The organism is Limnoglobus sp., from assembly GCF_059499385.1.
Genome location: NZ_JCABYM010000055.1, coordinates 13543 through 29074, shown reverse-complemented (window position 1 = coordinate 29074; position 15532 = coordinate 13543). Strand labels below are relative to the sequence as shown.

Here is a 15532-nt window from a genome sequence, read left to right as displayed (position 1 = left end):
ACCGCGGCGGGGAGGGAAGCGCGAGGCCGGTCGCGGTCGTTATTCTCGGCGCGCGGTGAGCGGCAGTCAACAAAAACACCCGGCCGATTGGCCGGGTGTGTTCGCGTGTCGAGTATCCTACTTCACGACCTTGCCCGTCACCGGGATCGTGACCTTCGGCATCTCCTTGTGGTCGGTCAGCACCTCGAAGCTGCGGTTCAACTCGCCCGCCTTCGTCGGCTTCACAGCGAACAGCAGCGTGTGCAGCGCCCGCGACTCGGTCGATTCCGGCTTAGCTGTGATGATGTCGTCGCCGCCCTTCACGTCGAGAATCTTGAAGCTCTGACTACCTTGTAGCAGGAGCTTCGACTCGGTCTTGCTGCCTTCCTTGATCTCGCCGAGTTTCACGGCTTCCGGCGTCACGGCGATGGCCGTTGTCACGTTCACCGTCACCGGGATGCGGAGCTTTTCGAGGCCGCCGGCGTTCGTCTTCAGGTAGAGGTCGGACACCCAGTTCCCGACCGGGCAGTTCTCGTCGAGCGTGGCCGTCACTTCATACGTGACTTCGTTCGCGGCCCGGTTCACGAGCTTCGCGGAACCGCTCACAAACTTGCCCGTGCTCGTTACCTCGCTGACTTCCCACTTGCCCTGGTTGAACAGCGTGACCTTCGCCGTGGCCGTCGCCGTCTTCCCCTTCTTGACGTTGCCCAACGCCAAGACTTCCGGCGAGAAGACGAGGTCGTCGCGGGCGATGGACGTGACCTTCAGCGTGATTTCTTCCTGAATTGGGCTGAGGAACGGGACGTACACCAGCACCGTCTTCGTCACGTACGCCTGCGGGATGCGGCGGGTGTCCATGTACGCGACCACGGCCGTTGATTCGCCGGGGGCGAGCTGGTTCTTCAACACCTGGGCGGACACGCAGCCGCACGACACGCGGGCCGTGCCGAGCGTGATCGTGTCCTTGCTCGTGTTGCTGATCCCGAAGTAGTGGGTCAGCACCGGCCCGCGCGGCGACGGGCCGAAGTCCTTGGCGAACTCGGTGAAGTAATCCTTCGCGGCGGCGTTCGCCAGCCCGACCGAAAAGACCAGTGCCACCGCCCCCAGAAGAAAACGACTCATGTTCGGAAACCCCTTTCGGCGGCGTCCGGGTATCCCCTGACCGGACCCGCCTTAGCTCTCAAAGTATCTGATGGTGACCACCCGACACATCCGCAATTTCGGTACGGGAGGGATCAACCGCGTACCGGGCCGATGTCAGATTGACGATACTCGTCACGCCTTCCGTAACCCGCACGCCGTTCACGCTCCTCGCGGTTCGCTCACCGGTGGGCGAGGACGGCCACGTCTACTTGCGCCGCCCCGGCTTCCCTCAACACCTTCGCCGCTTCGCTTGTGGTCGCTCCCGTCGTCAGAACGTCGTCGATCAGTAGAACCCGCCGATTCTGAACCCGACAGCGCCACGTCGTCCGGAACGCGCCTTTCACGTTCTCCCGCCGTGCCGCGGCCGACTGCGTGTACTGCTTCGGCGTCGGCTTTTTTCGTACGAGCCATCCGCTCTCACAAGGAACTTTCAACACGTTCGCGACGGCGTCGGCTACGGCGAGCGACTGGTTGTACCCGCGCTCGATCCGCCGTAGCCAATAAAGCGGAATCGCGATCACGACCTCCGGCCGTATCGCGGCGAACTTTTCGCGATCGCGTTCCGCCCACACCAGCCCCATCGTTTCCGCGAGCGACTCACCCGGCAGTTGCTTCATCCGTAGGATCGCGTCCCGCAGTATGCCGTCGTAGGGACCGAGCCGCATTGCCGAGGAAAAGTGGAACGTCTCCTCCCGGCAACGCGAACAGCCGTCCTCCAGAGCAACATGTGGGCCAATCGTGCCAGAGCACTGCGGGCAGGTCGCGAACGGCTCGGCGGTAACGGCCTCAAGGCACGGTTTGCAGAGAGAAATCACGGTTTGCCGGTCGAAGCGTTTGTCGCAGACGAGGCAGTCGGGCGGGTAGATCAGCCGGTCGAGGCCGAGGACCAGGCGTTGTAAATGGGTGAACACCGCGGAATCCTTACGCGCGGGCGGCGAAGGCGACTGTCGACAGTCTATGCGGTGATGCGAAGGGCGGAACGGGTGGTTTCGGCGACCGGCAAGATCAGCTCGAACCGCGTCGGGCCGTCCGGCGGGCGGTGGTACTGCACCTCGCCGCCGTTGATGGTCGCGAGCCGCCACGCGGTCGCGAGGCCCAGCCCGCGGCCGCGGCCGGCGGGCCGGCCGGAGTAGAAGGGGTCGAACAGGTGCGGCACGGCGTCGTCACTCGGCCCGAGGCCGCTGTCTTCGACAATCAGCCGCGTGCGTTCGGAGTCGGCGTGGACGACAACGCGAATCTCCCCGCCGTTCGGCGTGGCTTCGATTGCGTTCTGAATCAATGCGTCGAGCGACCGACGGATCTGCGTCAAGTCGCCGTGGCAATTCGTCGGCTCGGCGCACGCTTCCAGGCTGAGTTTCACGCCCTTCATCGACGCCTGCGGTTGGAAACTCGCAACGGCAATCGCGGCCAGTTCGCCGACATCGACGCGGCCGCGGTTCGGCGTGCCGGGCCGGGCGAAGTGCATCAGTTCGCGGACGATGTCGCTGATCCGCGACGACTGGCGAACGATCGCGTCGAGCGCCTTCCGCCGGTCTTCGTCGGGTTCGGCCTTGCGAAGGCGCTGGGCGTTCCCGGAAATCACAGCCAGCGGGTTGTTGATCTCGTGGCTCGCGCCGGCCGCCAACTCCGCGAGGCCGGACAACTTCGCATCTCGAACCGCGACCTCGAAGCTCTCTCGCACGTCGGCTAACAATTCATGCAGCCGATCAACTTCCGCCTCCGCCGTTCGCAGCCGGTGGTCGTTCCCGGCACGCCGGGCGTTGGCCGAGGTTCGCAGAAGCTGAGGCAAGAGGCGCAATGTGCGAGGGTCTTCCTCCGCGTGCGCGACGCCGTTCGCACTCGCGCGGGGCTTCCAGACTCGGTTCTTCAACGATTGAGTATGCCGGCCGAGGACGTATCCGTTGAACTCGACCTGGCGAAGGGCTTCCCGCAAAAGCTGTGTCAGTTCCACGTCCGCGCCAAGGCGGACGGCGTCGGCCACGTCCAACGATAGCGTGCCGACGGTCGCACTAACCCATGTCGGCAGCCGCCATCGCGAACAGAGCCGCCGGGCCACGTCCTCGTGGGACAGGCCCCAGGCTTTGCGTTGCATCGCCTGCACGTCTTCGCCGGAATCAGTCTCGCTCAGACAATCGACGACCGCCTTCGGACTGACGGTGGCGACGGCCCACCAGCCGAGCGGCGCGACTAACCCGACGGCCCGCGCCGCCTCCGGCGACACGGTTCCGCCTTCTGCCGCGAGTCGGCCCATCGCGGCGGCGAGTTGCGTCGAGAACGCGCGGAGTTGTTCGGCAACCGGATTCCGCGACGGCAGCCAGTGCGGCGTGTGCGTGCCCAGCAACTTCGCCGCGGCTTCAACGACGACGGAATCGCGGAGCGAGGAGAAGCCGAACGTGTCGGCGTTGGTCGTGGAGCGAACGTACCGGAGGGAGAGCAGGACGAGGGCAACGTCGTTCGACAGGTCGGCGACGGGGACGGGTTCGGTCGTGAGGCGGATCAGGGCGTCGGCCGACGGGCACAGCCACGGCAGCCGGGCCGCCGTGTCGCCGACCAATCCCTGGTCTTGCTGTCGCGCTCCGTGCATGAAGTCACCTAAGCTCGAACCCGTTCGAGTGGGTCATCACGGCCCAAGATCGAACGGGTTCGGGAACCGACCGGCACTCACTCACGCCGCCGCGGGGGCTTCCATGTCGAGCTGGACGCACATCCGCTCGATCAGCACGTCGATGTCGAACGGCTTCTGCACGAAGTCGTCCGCCCCGGCGAGCTTCAGCTCCTGGATGCGGTCTTCCATCACCTCGCCGCTGATGCAGATGATCCGGACCTCTTCCAGGTTCTGGTCGGCCCGGACGCGGTGGCAGACTTCCTTCCCGTTGATGTCCGGGAGGTTCACGTCGAGCACGATCAGGTCCGGCCGGTACTCCTTTACCATCATCCCGGCGTCGAACCCGTTGGCGGCAACCTTCACCTCGAACCGGCCGTCCTCGACCAGCCCCTGGGTGATGATGTCCACGATTTCCGGCTCGTCGTCCACCACCAGCACCTTCCGCTTGCCGCTTTCCAAGGCGTCGGTCGGGATTTGGTTGTCCTTCATGAACTTGTACAGCGACTCCCGCGGGATCCGGCGGAACTTCGAGCCGGGAACGCGGAACCCCTTGAGCTGACCGTTATCGAAACAGCGGATGATGGTCTGCTGGCTGACCTTGCAGATCTTCGCCGCTTCGCCGGTCGTGAACACCGTCTTCATGCGTCGTCCACCCTGCCGGCCCCGGCCGGCTCGCGTGACATTGATTCGATCGACTCAACCCACCACGAGTCGGCGAGCGAACCAGAAACCATCCGTGGGAACCGACAGTTCCCCGGCGACGCCCGGGCAAGCCCGGGCGGTCGGCGCAGGAGGGGGGAATCGGGAAGTTCGCGGACTGCGCCGGGGCTGGGTAGTCGGAGCGTTGTTGGAAGCCCGATTACCAAACCGCCGCAGGGAATATAACCGGCAATCCTTGCCCGTCAACGCGACTCGACGTGGTCAACTCGCCTTAACTGGTTTCCGGACATGGGCGTTACACGCACGACCCGGAACGACTACCGACACTCCGCAGCTTCAGCAATCCGTACACCTTAGCCGCCTTGCCCTCCTTGGCCATCCTCTCGGACGACGCGGGTGAACCTGAATTATAGGAGAGGGGACAGTCCACCCAGTCGCTAAAGTCGGCACATCTTGCCATCTTTACCAACCGGTGAAAAGTCAAATCTTCCCACTTTTCAGAAATCATCCCGGCCGCGTCAGGTTGGCCGACAGTCGGTGGCAGTCGCCGCAACGGACGGCGACTTCCCCAACCGTCGGGGGGCCGTATACCGGCTCATTCCAAATAAAACAACAGCACTGCCAAGTCCGCCGGGGTGATGCCGCTGACGCGGCTTGCTTGCCCGATGTTGGCGGGCCGAATCCGGCTCAGCTTCTCGCGGGCCTCGACCCGCAGCTGCGGCACGCCGGCGTAGTCGAACGCGGACGGGATGCCCTTGTTCTCCATCCGCCGGAACCGCTCGACCTCCGTGGCCTGCCGATCGATGTAGCCGGCGTACTTCGCCTCCAGCACGACTTGCTCGACCACATCCGGCCGCGCGTTCCATTCGTTGAGCACGGGGCCGCGCTGGCAGAGTTCTTCCCAGCTCACCTCGGTTCGCCGGAGCCAGGTCGCGAGGGTATCGCCGTCGGACTTCGTTCTGCTGAGCAAGTTCTGAAGTTCCGCGATCCCCTGCTCCTTCGCCTCCAGCCGCCGCCATGCGTCGTCGCCCACGCTGCCGACCTTGCGGCCGAGCGGCGTCAGCCGCCGGTCGGCGTTGTCGTGCCGGAGGACGAGCCGGTACTCGGCCCGCGACGTGAACATGCGGTACGGCTCGTCCACGCCCTTCGTCACCAGGTCGTCGATCAGCACGCCGATGTACGCCTGGCCGCGGTCGAGGATCAGCGGCGGCTCGCCCTTCAACTTGAGGGCCGCGTTCAGCCCGGCCATTAGACCCTGCGCGGCCGCTTCCTCGTAGCCGGTGGTCCCGTTAATCTGCCCGGCGAAGTAAAGCCCGGCGACCGGCTTCGTCTCCAGCGTCGGGTGAAGCTGCGTCGGCGGGGCGTAATCGTACTCGACGGCGTACCCCCACCGCATGACCTCCGCGTTCTCCAGGCCCGGTATCAGCTTCAGCATCCCCTGCTGCACGTCCTTCGGCAGGCTCGTGCTGATCCCGTTGCAGTAATACTCGCGGGTGTTCAGTCCTTCCGGTTCGAGGAAGATTTGGTGCGACCCCTTCTCGGCGAACCGCACGACCTTGTCCTCGATGCTCGGACAGTACCGCGGGCCGGACGACTTGATCTGCCCACAATACATCGGGGCGCGGTGGAGGTTGGCGCGGATGAGTTCGTGGACCTTTTCGTTCGTCTCCGTGATGTGGCAGATCATCTGTGGGACGGTGATGCGGTCCGTGCGGAAGCTGAACGGCCGCGGCGTCAGGTCTCCGACCGACTCGGCGAGGCCCTTGAAGTCGATCGTCCGACCGTTGAGGCGGCAGGGCGTGCCGGTCTTGAACCGGGCCAGCTCGAACCCGGCGGCGGCGAGGCTGTCGCTCATCGCCTCGGCGGAGTTGTCCCCGGCCCGGCCGCCGGTCGTCTTCGCCTCGCCGGTGTGCATGAGCGCCTTGAGGAACGTACCGGTCGTGAGGATGACGGCGTTCGCGAGATACCGCGTGTCCCCGCGCGCGAGAACGCCGGCGACCCGCAGCTTCGCCGGGCTGCCGCTGTCGGCGTGCGGTTCGAGCAACAATCCCTCAATGAGTTCCTGCCGGAGCGTGAGGTTCTCCTGCTCCTCGACCCACTTCTTCATCGTGAACTGGTAGAGCTTCTTGTCGCACTGCGCCCGCGGCGAGTGCATGGCCGGCCCCTTCGACGCATTCAGCATCTTGAACATGATGCCGGACTCGTCGGTGCAGCGGCCCATGACGCCGCCGAGGGCGTCGATCTCGCGGACGATCTGGCCCTTCGCGACGCCGCCGATGGCCGGGTTGCAGCTCATCTGCCCGACCGCGTCGGCGTTCATCGTCAGCAGGCACGTCTTCATCCCGAGCCGGGCGGCCGCCATCGCCGCCTCCGTGCCCGCGTGCCCCGCCCCGACCACGATCACGTCGAACCGAAACTCCAACGCGCTCACGGGAACCCTTTCAAAGCGGCTGAATGGTGAAATTGTACACCACCAACGACAAACGCCCGCGAACCGACGTTCGCGGGCGTTCCGATTTCAGACGCGGACTACGCCGGCAGCTTCCACTGCCCGCGGCCGGGCCGCGAGAGCAGTTTGTTCGCCTCATCGTTGTCGAACGTGTGGGCCTTGGGGTCCCACGCCAGCTTCTTGCCGACGCCCATACGCAGGGCGATCGTCCCGATCAGGCAGACGATCACCGACCCGCCGCCGACGGTCACGTCGCAAATCGGCTTCTCCCGGCTGGCGACGCAGTCGAGGAAGTTGCCCATGTGGTCCGTCGGCCGCGACGGGTAGAGCTTCGGGTCGTCCTTCAGCGGCTCGGAGAGAATCTTCGCGTCGCTGGCGGCGATGTCCCCGCGGCTGACGAACAGCGTCCCGTCCTCCCCAGTGATGAGGAGGCCGTTGTCGTCCCGCCCCACCTTCCGCGGCTTGCCGTCGGCCTTGAAAAGCTCGGCCTCGCTGCCGCCGCTGGACATCGCGAACACCTCGACGCCGTTCGGGTACGTGTACTTCACGTTGAACGTCTCGTGGCAGTTGTACCCGTCCCCCTTCGTGTAGGGTTGCGCCGCCGAGATGCACTCCACCGCCGTCGGCCCGCTGCCGTCCATGCCCAGGCTCCATTGCGCGATGTCGATGTGGTGCGCGCCCCAGTCGGTCATCTTCCCGCCGCTGTAGTCGTACCACCACCGGAACTCGTAGTGGCAGTTCGTCTTCTTCCCGTCCTTGCTCAGCCGGTACGGGACCTTCGGGGCCGGCCCGAGCCACGTGTCCCAATCCAGTTCCTTCGGCGCGGGCACCTCCTCGATCGGGCCGCTCTGCGGGTTCTTCCCGATCCGGCACTCGATGGCCTTCACCTTGCCGAGCCGGCCGGCCCGCACGACCTCGGCGGCGAGTCGGAACATGCCCCGCATCTCCGTCCGCTGCTGGCTACCGGTCTGGAGGACGCGGCCGCTGTCCTTCACCGCCCTCTGCAAGGCCAGCGACTCCGCGACCGTCAGCGTCAGCGGCTTCTCGCAGTACACGTCCTTGCCGTTCTTCAGTGCGTCGATGGCGACGATCGCGTGCCAGTGGTCCGGCGTCGCCACGACGACGGCGTCCACGTCCTTGCTCGACGTGACCTTGCGGAAGTCGAAGTGCGCCTTCGGCTCGTACCCGTCGCGGGAGAACGTCGTCGCGGCCCGGCCGAGGTGCCGGCTGTCCACGTCGCACACGTAGGAGCAATCGACCTGCTTGAACTTCTTCGCCGCCCCGTACAGGGCGTAGGCCCGGCTCTGCGGGCTGCCGATGCCGACGAACCCCATGCGGAGCTTGCCGTTCGCGGACACGGCCTTGTCGGCCTTCGCGCTCGTCGCCGTGTCGGCGGCGAATACCTCGCGGGCGTACCACAGCGGCAGTCCCGCGGCGGTGAGGGTTGCGACGGAGGTTGTCAGGAACCCCCGGCGGGATTGCGTACCACGTTGGAACAACATCGCGGACCTCGCGGGAAAGGGAACGAGTCGAGTTGGCGGGGGCTATCCTACGGCCGGGGATTCCGAAGAAAATGGAAGAATCTTTGGCGGTGTCGGCGAACCCGACGCGCGAAATCCCCTACGACGGGTCGAGACCGCCACCGCCGCCACCGCCACGGGGCCACCCCGTGGCGGGAAGACACTTGACGTGAACATTAAGACAGTGTTGTTGAGAAACCGCGTCGCCGACTACTTTTTCCCGAACCACTCGGCGAAGACGCCCTTCAACCCCTCGGCCTTCGGGTCGAACGGCGTCACGACGGTGCCCCACCCGTCGTCGCCGGCGACGGCCGCTTTCTCGGTCGGGAAGGCCGCCTTCAGTTTCTGCTGAAAGGCCGTCGCGCCCGCGGCGTCGGCCCACCGCACGCCGAGCCGCAGCTCCGGGTCCGGTTCGAGGGACAACCCCGCGGCCGCGCCGCGAACCGCCTTCAACTTCTCGATTCGGTCCTTCAGCGTCTGGCTGAGGGCGGCGATCTTCACCACGTCCTTCGCGGCCCAGTCCTGCGTGTCGGTCGCGAGCCAAACGAACGACGCCGGGCTGACCTTGCTCGTCATCGCCTCGCGGAGTTCCTTCGGCAAGTGGCCGCCGCCGGCCGCGTGCGGCTTGTCGTGGAACGCCAGGTCGTCCGCGTCCATGCCGAACAGGTACGTCTGCCCGTCGAGCTTCGTCATCAGCAGCCCGGACGTGACGTTGTAGACGGTATGGCCCACCTTGGATTGCTGGCTGTTCTTCTCGGCCTTCAGCGCGGTCAGGAACTTCTCCTCGTCCGCGATCGGCCGGGTCAATTTCAAGCACGCGGTTACGTCGGGGAGCACCTGTCCGGCCCCGGTGCGGAACGTCGCCCCGACGACGAGGTGGTCGATCTGGTCGAGCGGCACGCCGGCCCGGTCGAGCGTCGCGAAGACTTGCTCCGGCACGCCGGCGTCGATCAGGAACTTCCGCGGATCGGTCTTCGTTATCGCGGCGTACGCGAGCAACGGCATCGGCTGGACCGCGGCCGCGACGTTCGTGGTCGGCGGCAGGTACGCCAGGCCGGACAGCCCCAGCGGCGACACGACGACCGGCGGCCTGATTTCCTGCTTCTGCGTGACCCGCGGCTCCCACGGCCGGACGACGGCCATGCCGACGGCGAAGATCAAGAACGCGAGGCCGAACGAGAGCAGGATCGCCGTTCGCGAGTAGAGGAACCCCGGCTTCGGCGGGAGCGGCGCGACGGGCGACTCGGCCGCGTCGTGCGGGAGTTGTTCGGCGGCCGCGGTGTCGAACAGTTCGCCGCAACGGGGGCACGGCACGCGGCCGGCCTCGACGCTGACGACGGAGTTGCAGTGGGGGCAGGAGAACATAGTAGTAGGCACACTCCGTGTGCCGTTTCCTCGGAGCGTCGGAGAGTTCGTGGAAGTCGCAGCGGCAGGTAGCAGACGGCACACGGAGTGTGCCTACTATGAAAGCACCTTCCGCGGCCGGGCCACGTGCGTGGCCGCTCCGTAGGCCAGCTCCGCGCTCTCCATCACCGTCTCGGACAGCGTCGGGTGCGGGTGGATGCTCTCCAACACGTCGCGGGCGACGGCCCCCATCTCGACGGCCAGCACGCCCTCCGCGATCATCTCGCCCGCGCCGCTGCCAACGATGCCGACGCCGAGGACCCGCTTGCTCTCCGGATCGACGAGCATCTTCGTGAGGCCGTTCGTGATCTGCAACGCCACCGCCCGGCCGCTCGCCGCCCACGGGAACTTCAGCACCTCGTGCGGCACGTTCTTTTCCTGCGCGTCCTTCTCGGTCAGGCCGGCCCAGGCGATTTCCGGGTCGGTGAAGATGACGGCCGGGATCGCCCGCGGGTTCCACTCGGCCGGCTCGCCGAGGATCGCCTCGACCGCGACGCGGGCCTCGGCCGTCGCCTTGTGCGCCAGCCCCGGCTCCTCGCCCACGTCGCCGATGGCGAAGACGTGCGGCACGTTCGTCCGCCGCTGCTTGTCGATCGGGATGAACCCGCGGTCCGTCACCTTCACGCCGGCCTTTTCAAGGCCCATGTTCGCGGAGTTCGGCCGCCGGCCGACGGATACGAGCACGCGGTCGAAGGTGAGCTGCGGCGGAACCCCCTGCCCTTCCAGCTTCGCGACGATCCCCTCGCGCGTCGCCTCCAGGCCGAGAACCTTCGTGCTCGTGTAGATGTTCTCGAACTCGCTTCGCAACTTCGTTTCCAGCGGCTTCACCAGGTCCTTGTCGGCCATCGCGAGGATGGCGTCGAGGAACTCGACGACCGTGACCTTCGTGCCCATCGCCGCGTATACGCTGCCGATCTCCAGGCCGATGTACCCGCCGCCGATGACGAGCAACTTCTTCGGCACGTCCGGCAGCAGCAGCGCCCCGGTGCTGTCCATGACGCGGTCGTCGTTGATCGCGAACGCCTTCGGCATCGCCGGCAGGCTGCCGGTGGCGATGATGCAGTGCTGGAACTTGATCGTCCGCGGCTTCTCGCCCGTCACCGTCACCGTGTTCGCGTCCACGAACTCGGCGCGGCCGACGACGTGCTCGACGCTACGGCCCTTGCACAGCATCCCGATGCCGCCGGTCAGCTTCCCGACCACCTTCGTCTGAACGAAGTTCCGCAGCTTGTCGAGGTCGAGCTTCGGCTCGCCGAACGACACGCCGATGTCGGCCGCCTCGTGCGCCTCGCGGATCACCTTCGCGACGTGGAGTAGCGCCTTCGACGGGATGCACCCGCGGTTGAGGCAGACGCCGCCGAGCTTCGCCCCCTCGTCCACGAGGACGACCTTCAGCCCGTGGTCGGCCGCGTGCAGGGCGGCCGGGTAGCCGCCGGGGCCGCCGCCGATGACGAGGAGTTGCGTTTCGAGAACGTCCGACATGGGTGAGGCTCCGAAAAACGAAGCAGGGGGCACGGCGGCCCCCTGCGTGTGACATTGTAGGAACTCAGGCTACTTGTCTTCCCACTCGTCGTCCTCGTCCTCGTCGTCTTCCTCCTCCTCCTCGTCCTTCTCTTCCTCGTCGTCGCCGACGTTGCCGGTGATGCCGTTGAAGATCGCGCCGATGCCGGCCAGGGCGACGACGATGCCGAGGATGAACAGCTTCGACGCCCCGCGGCCGCCCACGTCGTAGAGGAAGTATGCCAGCGCCGCGCCGACGAGGATCGCGAGTGCCCCGCCGCCGATGTACAAGAGTCGCTTGCCGGCGGTGGACTCGTCGCCTTTCCCCTTCCGCTTCTTCGACCGCCCCTTGTCCTTCTTGTTCCGCCGCTTGCTCGGCCGGTCGTCCTCGTCGTCCTCGTCGTCGCGGGCGGCCCGCTTCGATCTTGCCTTCGACCGCGGCGCGTCGTCTTCGTCCTCGTCGTCCTCATCCCGGCGGGACGACCGCCCCTTGCTCGGCCGGTCGTCTTCCTCCTCGTCGTCGTAGTCGGTGTCGCGGCGGGCCGGCTTCCGCTTGCTCGGCCGGTCGTCCTCGTCGTCCTCGTGGCGGGCAGACTTCTTCTTCCGCGGCGCGTCGTCCTCGTCGTCATCCACCTCGTCGTAATCGTCGGCCGGCTTGGCGGGCCTGGCCGGCTTCGGCGGCGGGGCGGCCACGGCCGGGCGGGCCGCGGCGACGGGCCGGGGGCTTTGGTCGGTCGCGGCGAGGTTGCCGGCCGGGACGCTCGCGACGCCGTTACAGGCCGGGCACTTGACCCGCTTCCCGGCGTGCTCGTCGCCAACCTTGAGCGTCTTCCCACAGGTGCAGGTGAAGGTGATGGCCATGGCGGGTGCTCGACACTGGAGGGATTCCAGCCTTATACCCGAACGGATGTTCCGTGGGAATGCCGGGCCGGAAAAATTCAGTCGTCCCCGCCGCCGAACAGGGCGTTGATGAGGAGGATGCCGCCAAACACGAAACAGATTCCACTGGCGATGGCGAGCCGGGAGCTGCGGATGCCGACGTACCAGAACAGGGCCGCGCCGATACCGGCGAGCAACAGCAGGCCGAACGCGAGCAGCAACCCGCCCGTCAGCGTCACGCCCAGGAGCGACAACCCGCCGCCGGAATTACGGCCGACGAGCTGCCGCTCCCGCTCGCGGCGGGCCTTCCGCGCGGCGGCGTACTGGGCCGCCATCCGGGCGTCGCGGTCGTCCTCGTCTTCGTCTTCGTGGAGAGGCCGCTTTATCTTGTCTTTCGCCATGAGCCACCCATCGAGCGGACAGCGTCTTGGGAATGGGAGTATCGGTCGCACCAGACCTGTACTGCACCCCACTGCTTCGGCCGATCTTGTAGGGCGGGTCAAGGCTCTGCGCCGACCCGCCGTCGGTCTCGGTCACCCCGGCGGGTCGGCGCAGAGCCTTGACCCGCCCTACAAAGCCGTCACTTTAACTTCGGCAGGTCCTTTTTCAACAACGCCACCCGCTGCTTCAACCGGTCCTTCAGCCAGTTCACCTCGTTGACGTAGTTGTCCGCCCACCCCTTGTTGACCGGCGTCATCGCCTCCTTGACCCGCGGGGCCAGCTCGTCGATCCGGGCGTTCAGCTTCTCCGTCGTGAAGTGCTTCTCGGTCATCTCCTTCAGCTTCTCGATCGTCTTCTTCTTCCCGTCCGGGTGGTCGAGGACGGCGCGGGCGACCATGCCGCCCCAGCCGTGCCAGAGGCCCTCGCCGGGGTTCTGCCACATCTGGTCCATGCCGTGCGGGACGATGACCGCCTTGCCGTCGTAGGGGAAGAAGACGCGGTAGTTGTTCGGCTTGCGGATGTACCCGTCCCAGTCGGCCGTCACGATCTGGAGCGCGGCGCTGGCGCAGAACTTGTCGACGTCGAGCAACTTGCCGACGGCCTCGTACCGCTTGTTCGCGTCGCCGTCGGTGGACGCCTTGACGAGCGCCTTCAGGTCCCGGCGGCCGATGTCCATGCCGTGGTCGAGTTTCAGTTGGCCGTTGATGTCCGTGAGGAACCCGCCGTCGTACAGGTTGCCGTCGGCCGTCTTGAAGTGCCGCTTCAACCAGGTCGTGTCGAACCCCTCCTTCAGCACGTACAGCCCGACCTTGCGGCCGTTAAGTTCGACGACGACGTGCGTACACCGGCAGGCCGGGACGCCCATCGCGAGCGCGAGTTCGTTCGCGAGCAGCTCCTGGAGGAAGCTGCCGTCCTGGACGCCGTTGTTCAGGTGGACCTTGTCGAGGCCCTTGTAGTCCTGCTTGCTCGTGAACTTGTCGAAGTTGAGCGTGAGGCCCGGCTTGTCGTTCCAGTCCCGCCACGACCCGGCCGCGCCTTTGAGGTGCAGCCCCACGTCGGCGAGTGTCTTGTCGTCGATCCGGACGGTCGCCTTCACGTACTTCCGCGGGTCCTGGTTCAGCAGCTTCAGGTTGTCCTTGTCGAGCGTGACCTTCACGACCGGGACCTTGCCCGTCGGCTTGAACAGGTCGGCGGCCTTGTCCTTCTCCTGGCCGGCGGCGAACGGACACGCCGCGAGAACGAGCAACCCGGACCACCAACGCGGAAGAGGCATCGCGCGACTCCTGAGACCCCGACGGCACGAATCCCGATCTTTCCAGCGTCCGGACCCGGCGGCCGGTTGTCAACGGGCAATCCGTCCTTTACCATCGCCTTCGCCCCGCCTTCACACGAGAGTCCCCCATGCCCCGGTTCCCGCTCGCGGTCGTTTCCGTCCTGTTCGCGGTGTCGGCCGCGTCCGCACAAGACCCTTCCCTCGCGAAGAAGCTCGAAGCCTTGATGGACGGCCCCGACTACAAGCAGGCGACGTGGGGCGTCCTCGTCTCCGACGCGAAGACCGGCCAGCCGGTCTACGCCCGCAACGCGGATTCGCTGATGACGCCGGCGTCGGTGACGAAGCTGTTCTCGTGCGCGGCCGCACTCGTCGCCATCGGCCCGGACGCGACGGTCGAAACGGGCGTCTTCCAGCGGGGGACCGTGACGGACGGCATCCTGAAGGGCGACCTGATCCTGCTCGCGGCCGGGGACGTGATGCTCGGCGGGCGGACGAACGACAAGGGCGAGGTCGTGTTCCGCGACTCGGACCACATCTACTCGAACTTCAGCGGCGAGGCACACCTGACGGACACGAACCCGCTCGCCGGGCTGGAGGATTTGGCGAAGCAGGTCAAGGCGAAGGGGATCCAGGAAGTGACCGGCGAGGTGCTGATCGACGACCGCCTGTTCGAGCGGGCCGCCGGGTCCGGCAGCGGGCCGGACGCGATCTCGCCGGTCGTCGTCAACGACAACCTCGTCGACGTGCTGGTGACGCCGGGCAAGGCGGCCGGCGACCCGGCGAAGGTGAAGCTGATTCCGGAGACGGATTTCCTCCGCGCGGACATCGAAGTCGTGACCGGGTCGAAGGGGTCGGCCCCGCGGCTGGTGATCGAAACCATCGACGCGCACCACTTCCGCGTCCGTGGCAGCATCGCCGTGGACAGCAAGCCGCGGTTGCGGATTTATCCCGTCTCCGACCCGGCCGGGTTCGCCCGCGGGCTGTTCGTCGAGGCGCTGCGACGGGCGGGCGTCCGGGTCAACGCGAACGTGCTGCGGCCGACCCGCGTGGACCTGCCGGAACAGGCCGGCTGCCGCGACCTGACGCAGGTGGCCGCGATCCGGTCGGCGAAGTTCCGCGACACGATCAAGGTGACGCTGAAGGTGAGCCACAACCTGTACGCCGGGACGCTGCCGTGCCTGGTGGCCGCGAAGCACGACAAGAAGACGGCCGCGGCCGGGCTGCTCGAACAGGGGAAGATTCTGAAGGGACTCGGCGTCGAGGTTCCGACGATCTCGTTCGGCGGCGGGGCGGGCGGGCACTGGGCCGACTGCGTGACGCCGCGGGCGACGGTCGCGCTGCTCGACGCGATGCGGAAGCGGCCGGAGTGGGACGCCTACAAGGACGGGCTGCCGGTCCTCGGCGTGGACGGCACGCTGGCGGAGGTCGTGCCGAAGGAAAGCCCGGCCCGCGGCAAGGTGTTCGCGAAGACCGGCACGCTGGTGTACGACGACAACCTGAACGGCCGCAGCCTGCTGCGGAGCAAGGCGCTGGCCGGAGTGATGACGACGGCGAAGGGAACGGAGTTGACGGTCGCACTGTTCGTGAACAACGTCCCGCTGCCGAAGGGCGTGACCGCGACCCGCGAGGGGAAGATGCTCGGCAAGCTGTGTGAGGTCATCCACGAACACGGGCCGTGA

General features: G+C 66.7%; 12 protein-coding genes. 1 reads left to right on the top strand and 11 read right to left on the bottom strand.

The window, feature by feature from the left end; genetic code table 11:
• Positions 1 to 117 precede the first annotated feature (117 nt).
• The 11 genes from AC5JJ2_RS10550 to AC5JJ2_RS10500 form a co-directional block, all read right to left on the bottom strand.
• Entirely contained in the window at positions 118 to 1101 is a 984-nt protein-coding gene (locus AC5JJ2_RS10550; protein WP_495857946.1) for a DUF1573 domain-containing protein, read from the bottom strand.
• 200 nt (positions 1102 to 1301) lie between these two features.
• A complete protein-coding gene (locus AC5JJ2_RS10545; RefSeq protein ID WP_495857945.1) occupies positions 1302 to 2033 on the bottom strand; it encodes a ComF family protein in 732 nt (243 codons plus the stop codon).
• A 44-nt stretch (positions 2034 to 2077) separates the two neighbouring features.
• Positions 2078 to 3706: an ATP-binding protein gene (locus tag AC5JJ2_RS10540; protein WP_495857944.1), complete on the bottom strand. Its 1629-nt coding sequence runs from the start codon at positions 3704 to 3706 to the stop codon at positions 2078 to 2080.
• A gap of 81 nt (positions 3707 to 3787) precedes the next feature.
• Entirely contained in the window at positions 3788 to 4369 is a 582-nt protein-coding gene (locus AC5JJ2_RS10535; protein ID WP_495857943.1) for a response regulator, read from the bottom strand.
• A gap of 613 nt (positions 4370 to 4982) precedes the next feature.
• Positions 4983 to 6818, bottom strand: a complete 1836-nt coding sequence (gene mnmG / locus AC5JJ2_RS10530; protein WP_495857942.1) for a tRNA uridine-5-carboxymethylaminomethyl(34) synthesis enzyme MnmG — start codon at positions 6816 to 6818, stop codon at positions 4983 to 4985.
• 98 nt (positions 6819 to 6916) lie between these two features.
• Positions 6917 to 8338, bottom strand: a complete 1422-nt coding sequence (locus tag AC5JJ2_RS10525; RefSeq protein WP_495857941.1) for a Gfo/Idh/MocA family protein — start codon at positions 8336 to 8338, stop codon at positions 6917 to 6919.
• Between the two features lie 228 nt (positions 8339 to 8566).
• Positions 8567 to 9721 (bottom strand): zinc ribbon domain-containing protein, encoded by a 1155-nt coding sequence (locus AC5JJ2_RS10520; protein ID WP_495857940.1) that lies wholly within the window; start codon positions 9719 to 9721, stop codon positions 8567 to 8569.
• Positions 9722 to 9817: 96 nt separating this feature from the next.
• Positions 9818 to 11242: a dihydrolipoyl dehydrogenase gene (gene lpdA / locus AC5JJ2_RS10515; RefSeq protein ID WP_495857939.1), complete on the bottom strand. Its 1425-nt coding sequence runs from the start codon at positions 11240 to 11242 to the stop codon at positions 9818 to 9820.
• 69 nt (positions 11243 to 11311) lie between these two features.
• Complete coding sequence (locus AC5JJ2_RS10510) at positions 11312 to 12121, bottom strand: hypothetical protein (protein WP_495857938.1); 810 nt, start codon at positions 12119 to 12121, stop codon at positions 11312 to 11314.
• Positions 12122 to 12198: 77 nt separating this feature from the next.
• On the bottom strand, positions 12199 to 12540 hold the full coding sequence (locus AC5JJ2_RS10505; protein ID WP_495857937.1) for a hypothetical protein: 342 nt from the start codon (positions 12538 to 12540) through the stop codon (positions 12199 to 12201).
• Positions 12541 to 12719: 179 nt separating this feature from the next.
• Entirely contained in the window at positions 12720 to 13853 is a 1134-nt protein-coding gene (locus tag AC5JJ2_RS10500; RefSeq protein WP_495857936.1) for a CotH kinase family protein, read from the bottom strand.
• A gap of 128 nt (positions 13854 to 13981) precedes the next feature.
• On the opposite strand from AC5JJ2_RS10500, the gene dacB reads away from it, so the two are divergent.
• Positions 13982 to 15532 (top strand): D-alanyl-D-alanine carboxypeptidase/D-alanyl-D-alanine endopeptidase, encoded by a 1551-nt coding sequence (dacB, locus tag AC5JJ2_RS10495; protein WP_495857935.1) that lies wholly within the window; start codon positions 13982 to 13984, stop codon positions 15530 to 15532.

Bases quoted from the DNA above. Each gene is read 5' to 3' on its own strand.
- AC5JJ2_RS10550 (WP_495857946.1), bottom strand. From the start codon at position 1,101: ATGAGTCGTTTTCTTCTGGGGGCGGTGGCACTGGTCTTTTCGGTCGGG.
- AC5JJ2_RS10540 (WP_495857944.1), bottom strand. From the start codon at position 3,706: ATGCACGGAGCGCGACAGCAAGACCAGGGATTGGTCGGCGACACGGCG.
- AC5JJ2_RS10535 (WP_495857943.1), bottom strand. From the start codon at position 4,369: ATGAAGACGGTGTTCACGACCGGCGAAGCGGCGAAGATCTGCAAGGTC.
- AC5JJ2_RS10525 (WP_495857941.1), bottom strand. From the start codon at position 8,338: ATGTTGTTCCAACGTGGTACGCAATCCCGCCGGGGGTTCCTGACAACC.
- AC5JJ2_RS10520 (WP_495857940.1), bottom strand. From the start codon at position 9,721: ATGTTCTCCTGCCCCCACTGCAACTCCGTCGTCAGCGTCGAGGCCGGC.
- lpdA (WP_495857939.1), bottom strand. From the start codon at position 11,242: ATGTCGGACGTTCTCGAAACGCAACTCCTCGTCATCGGCGGCGGCCCC.
- AC5JJ2_RS10510 (WP_495857938.1), bottom strand. From the start codon at position 12,121: ATGGCCATCACCTTCACCTGCACCTGTGGGAAGACGCTCAAGGTTGGC.
- AC5JJ2_RS10505 (WP_495857937.1), bottom strand. From the start codon at position 12,540: ATGGCGAAAGACAAGATAAAGCGGCCTCTCCACGAAGACGAAGACGAG.
- AC5JJ2_RS10500 (WP_495857936.1), bottom strand. From the start codon at position 13,853: ATGCCTCTTCCGCGTTGGTGGTCCGGGTTGCTCGTTCTCGCGGCGTGT.
- dacB (WP_495857935.1), top strand. From the start codon at position 13,982: ATGCCCCGGTTCCCGCTCGCGGTCGTTTCCGTCCTGTTCGCGGTGTCG.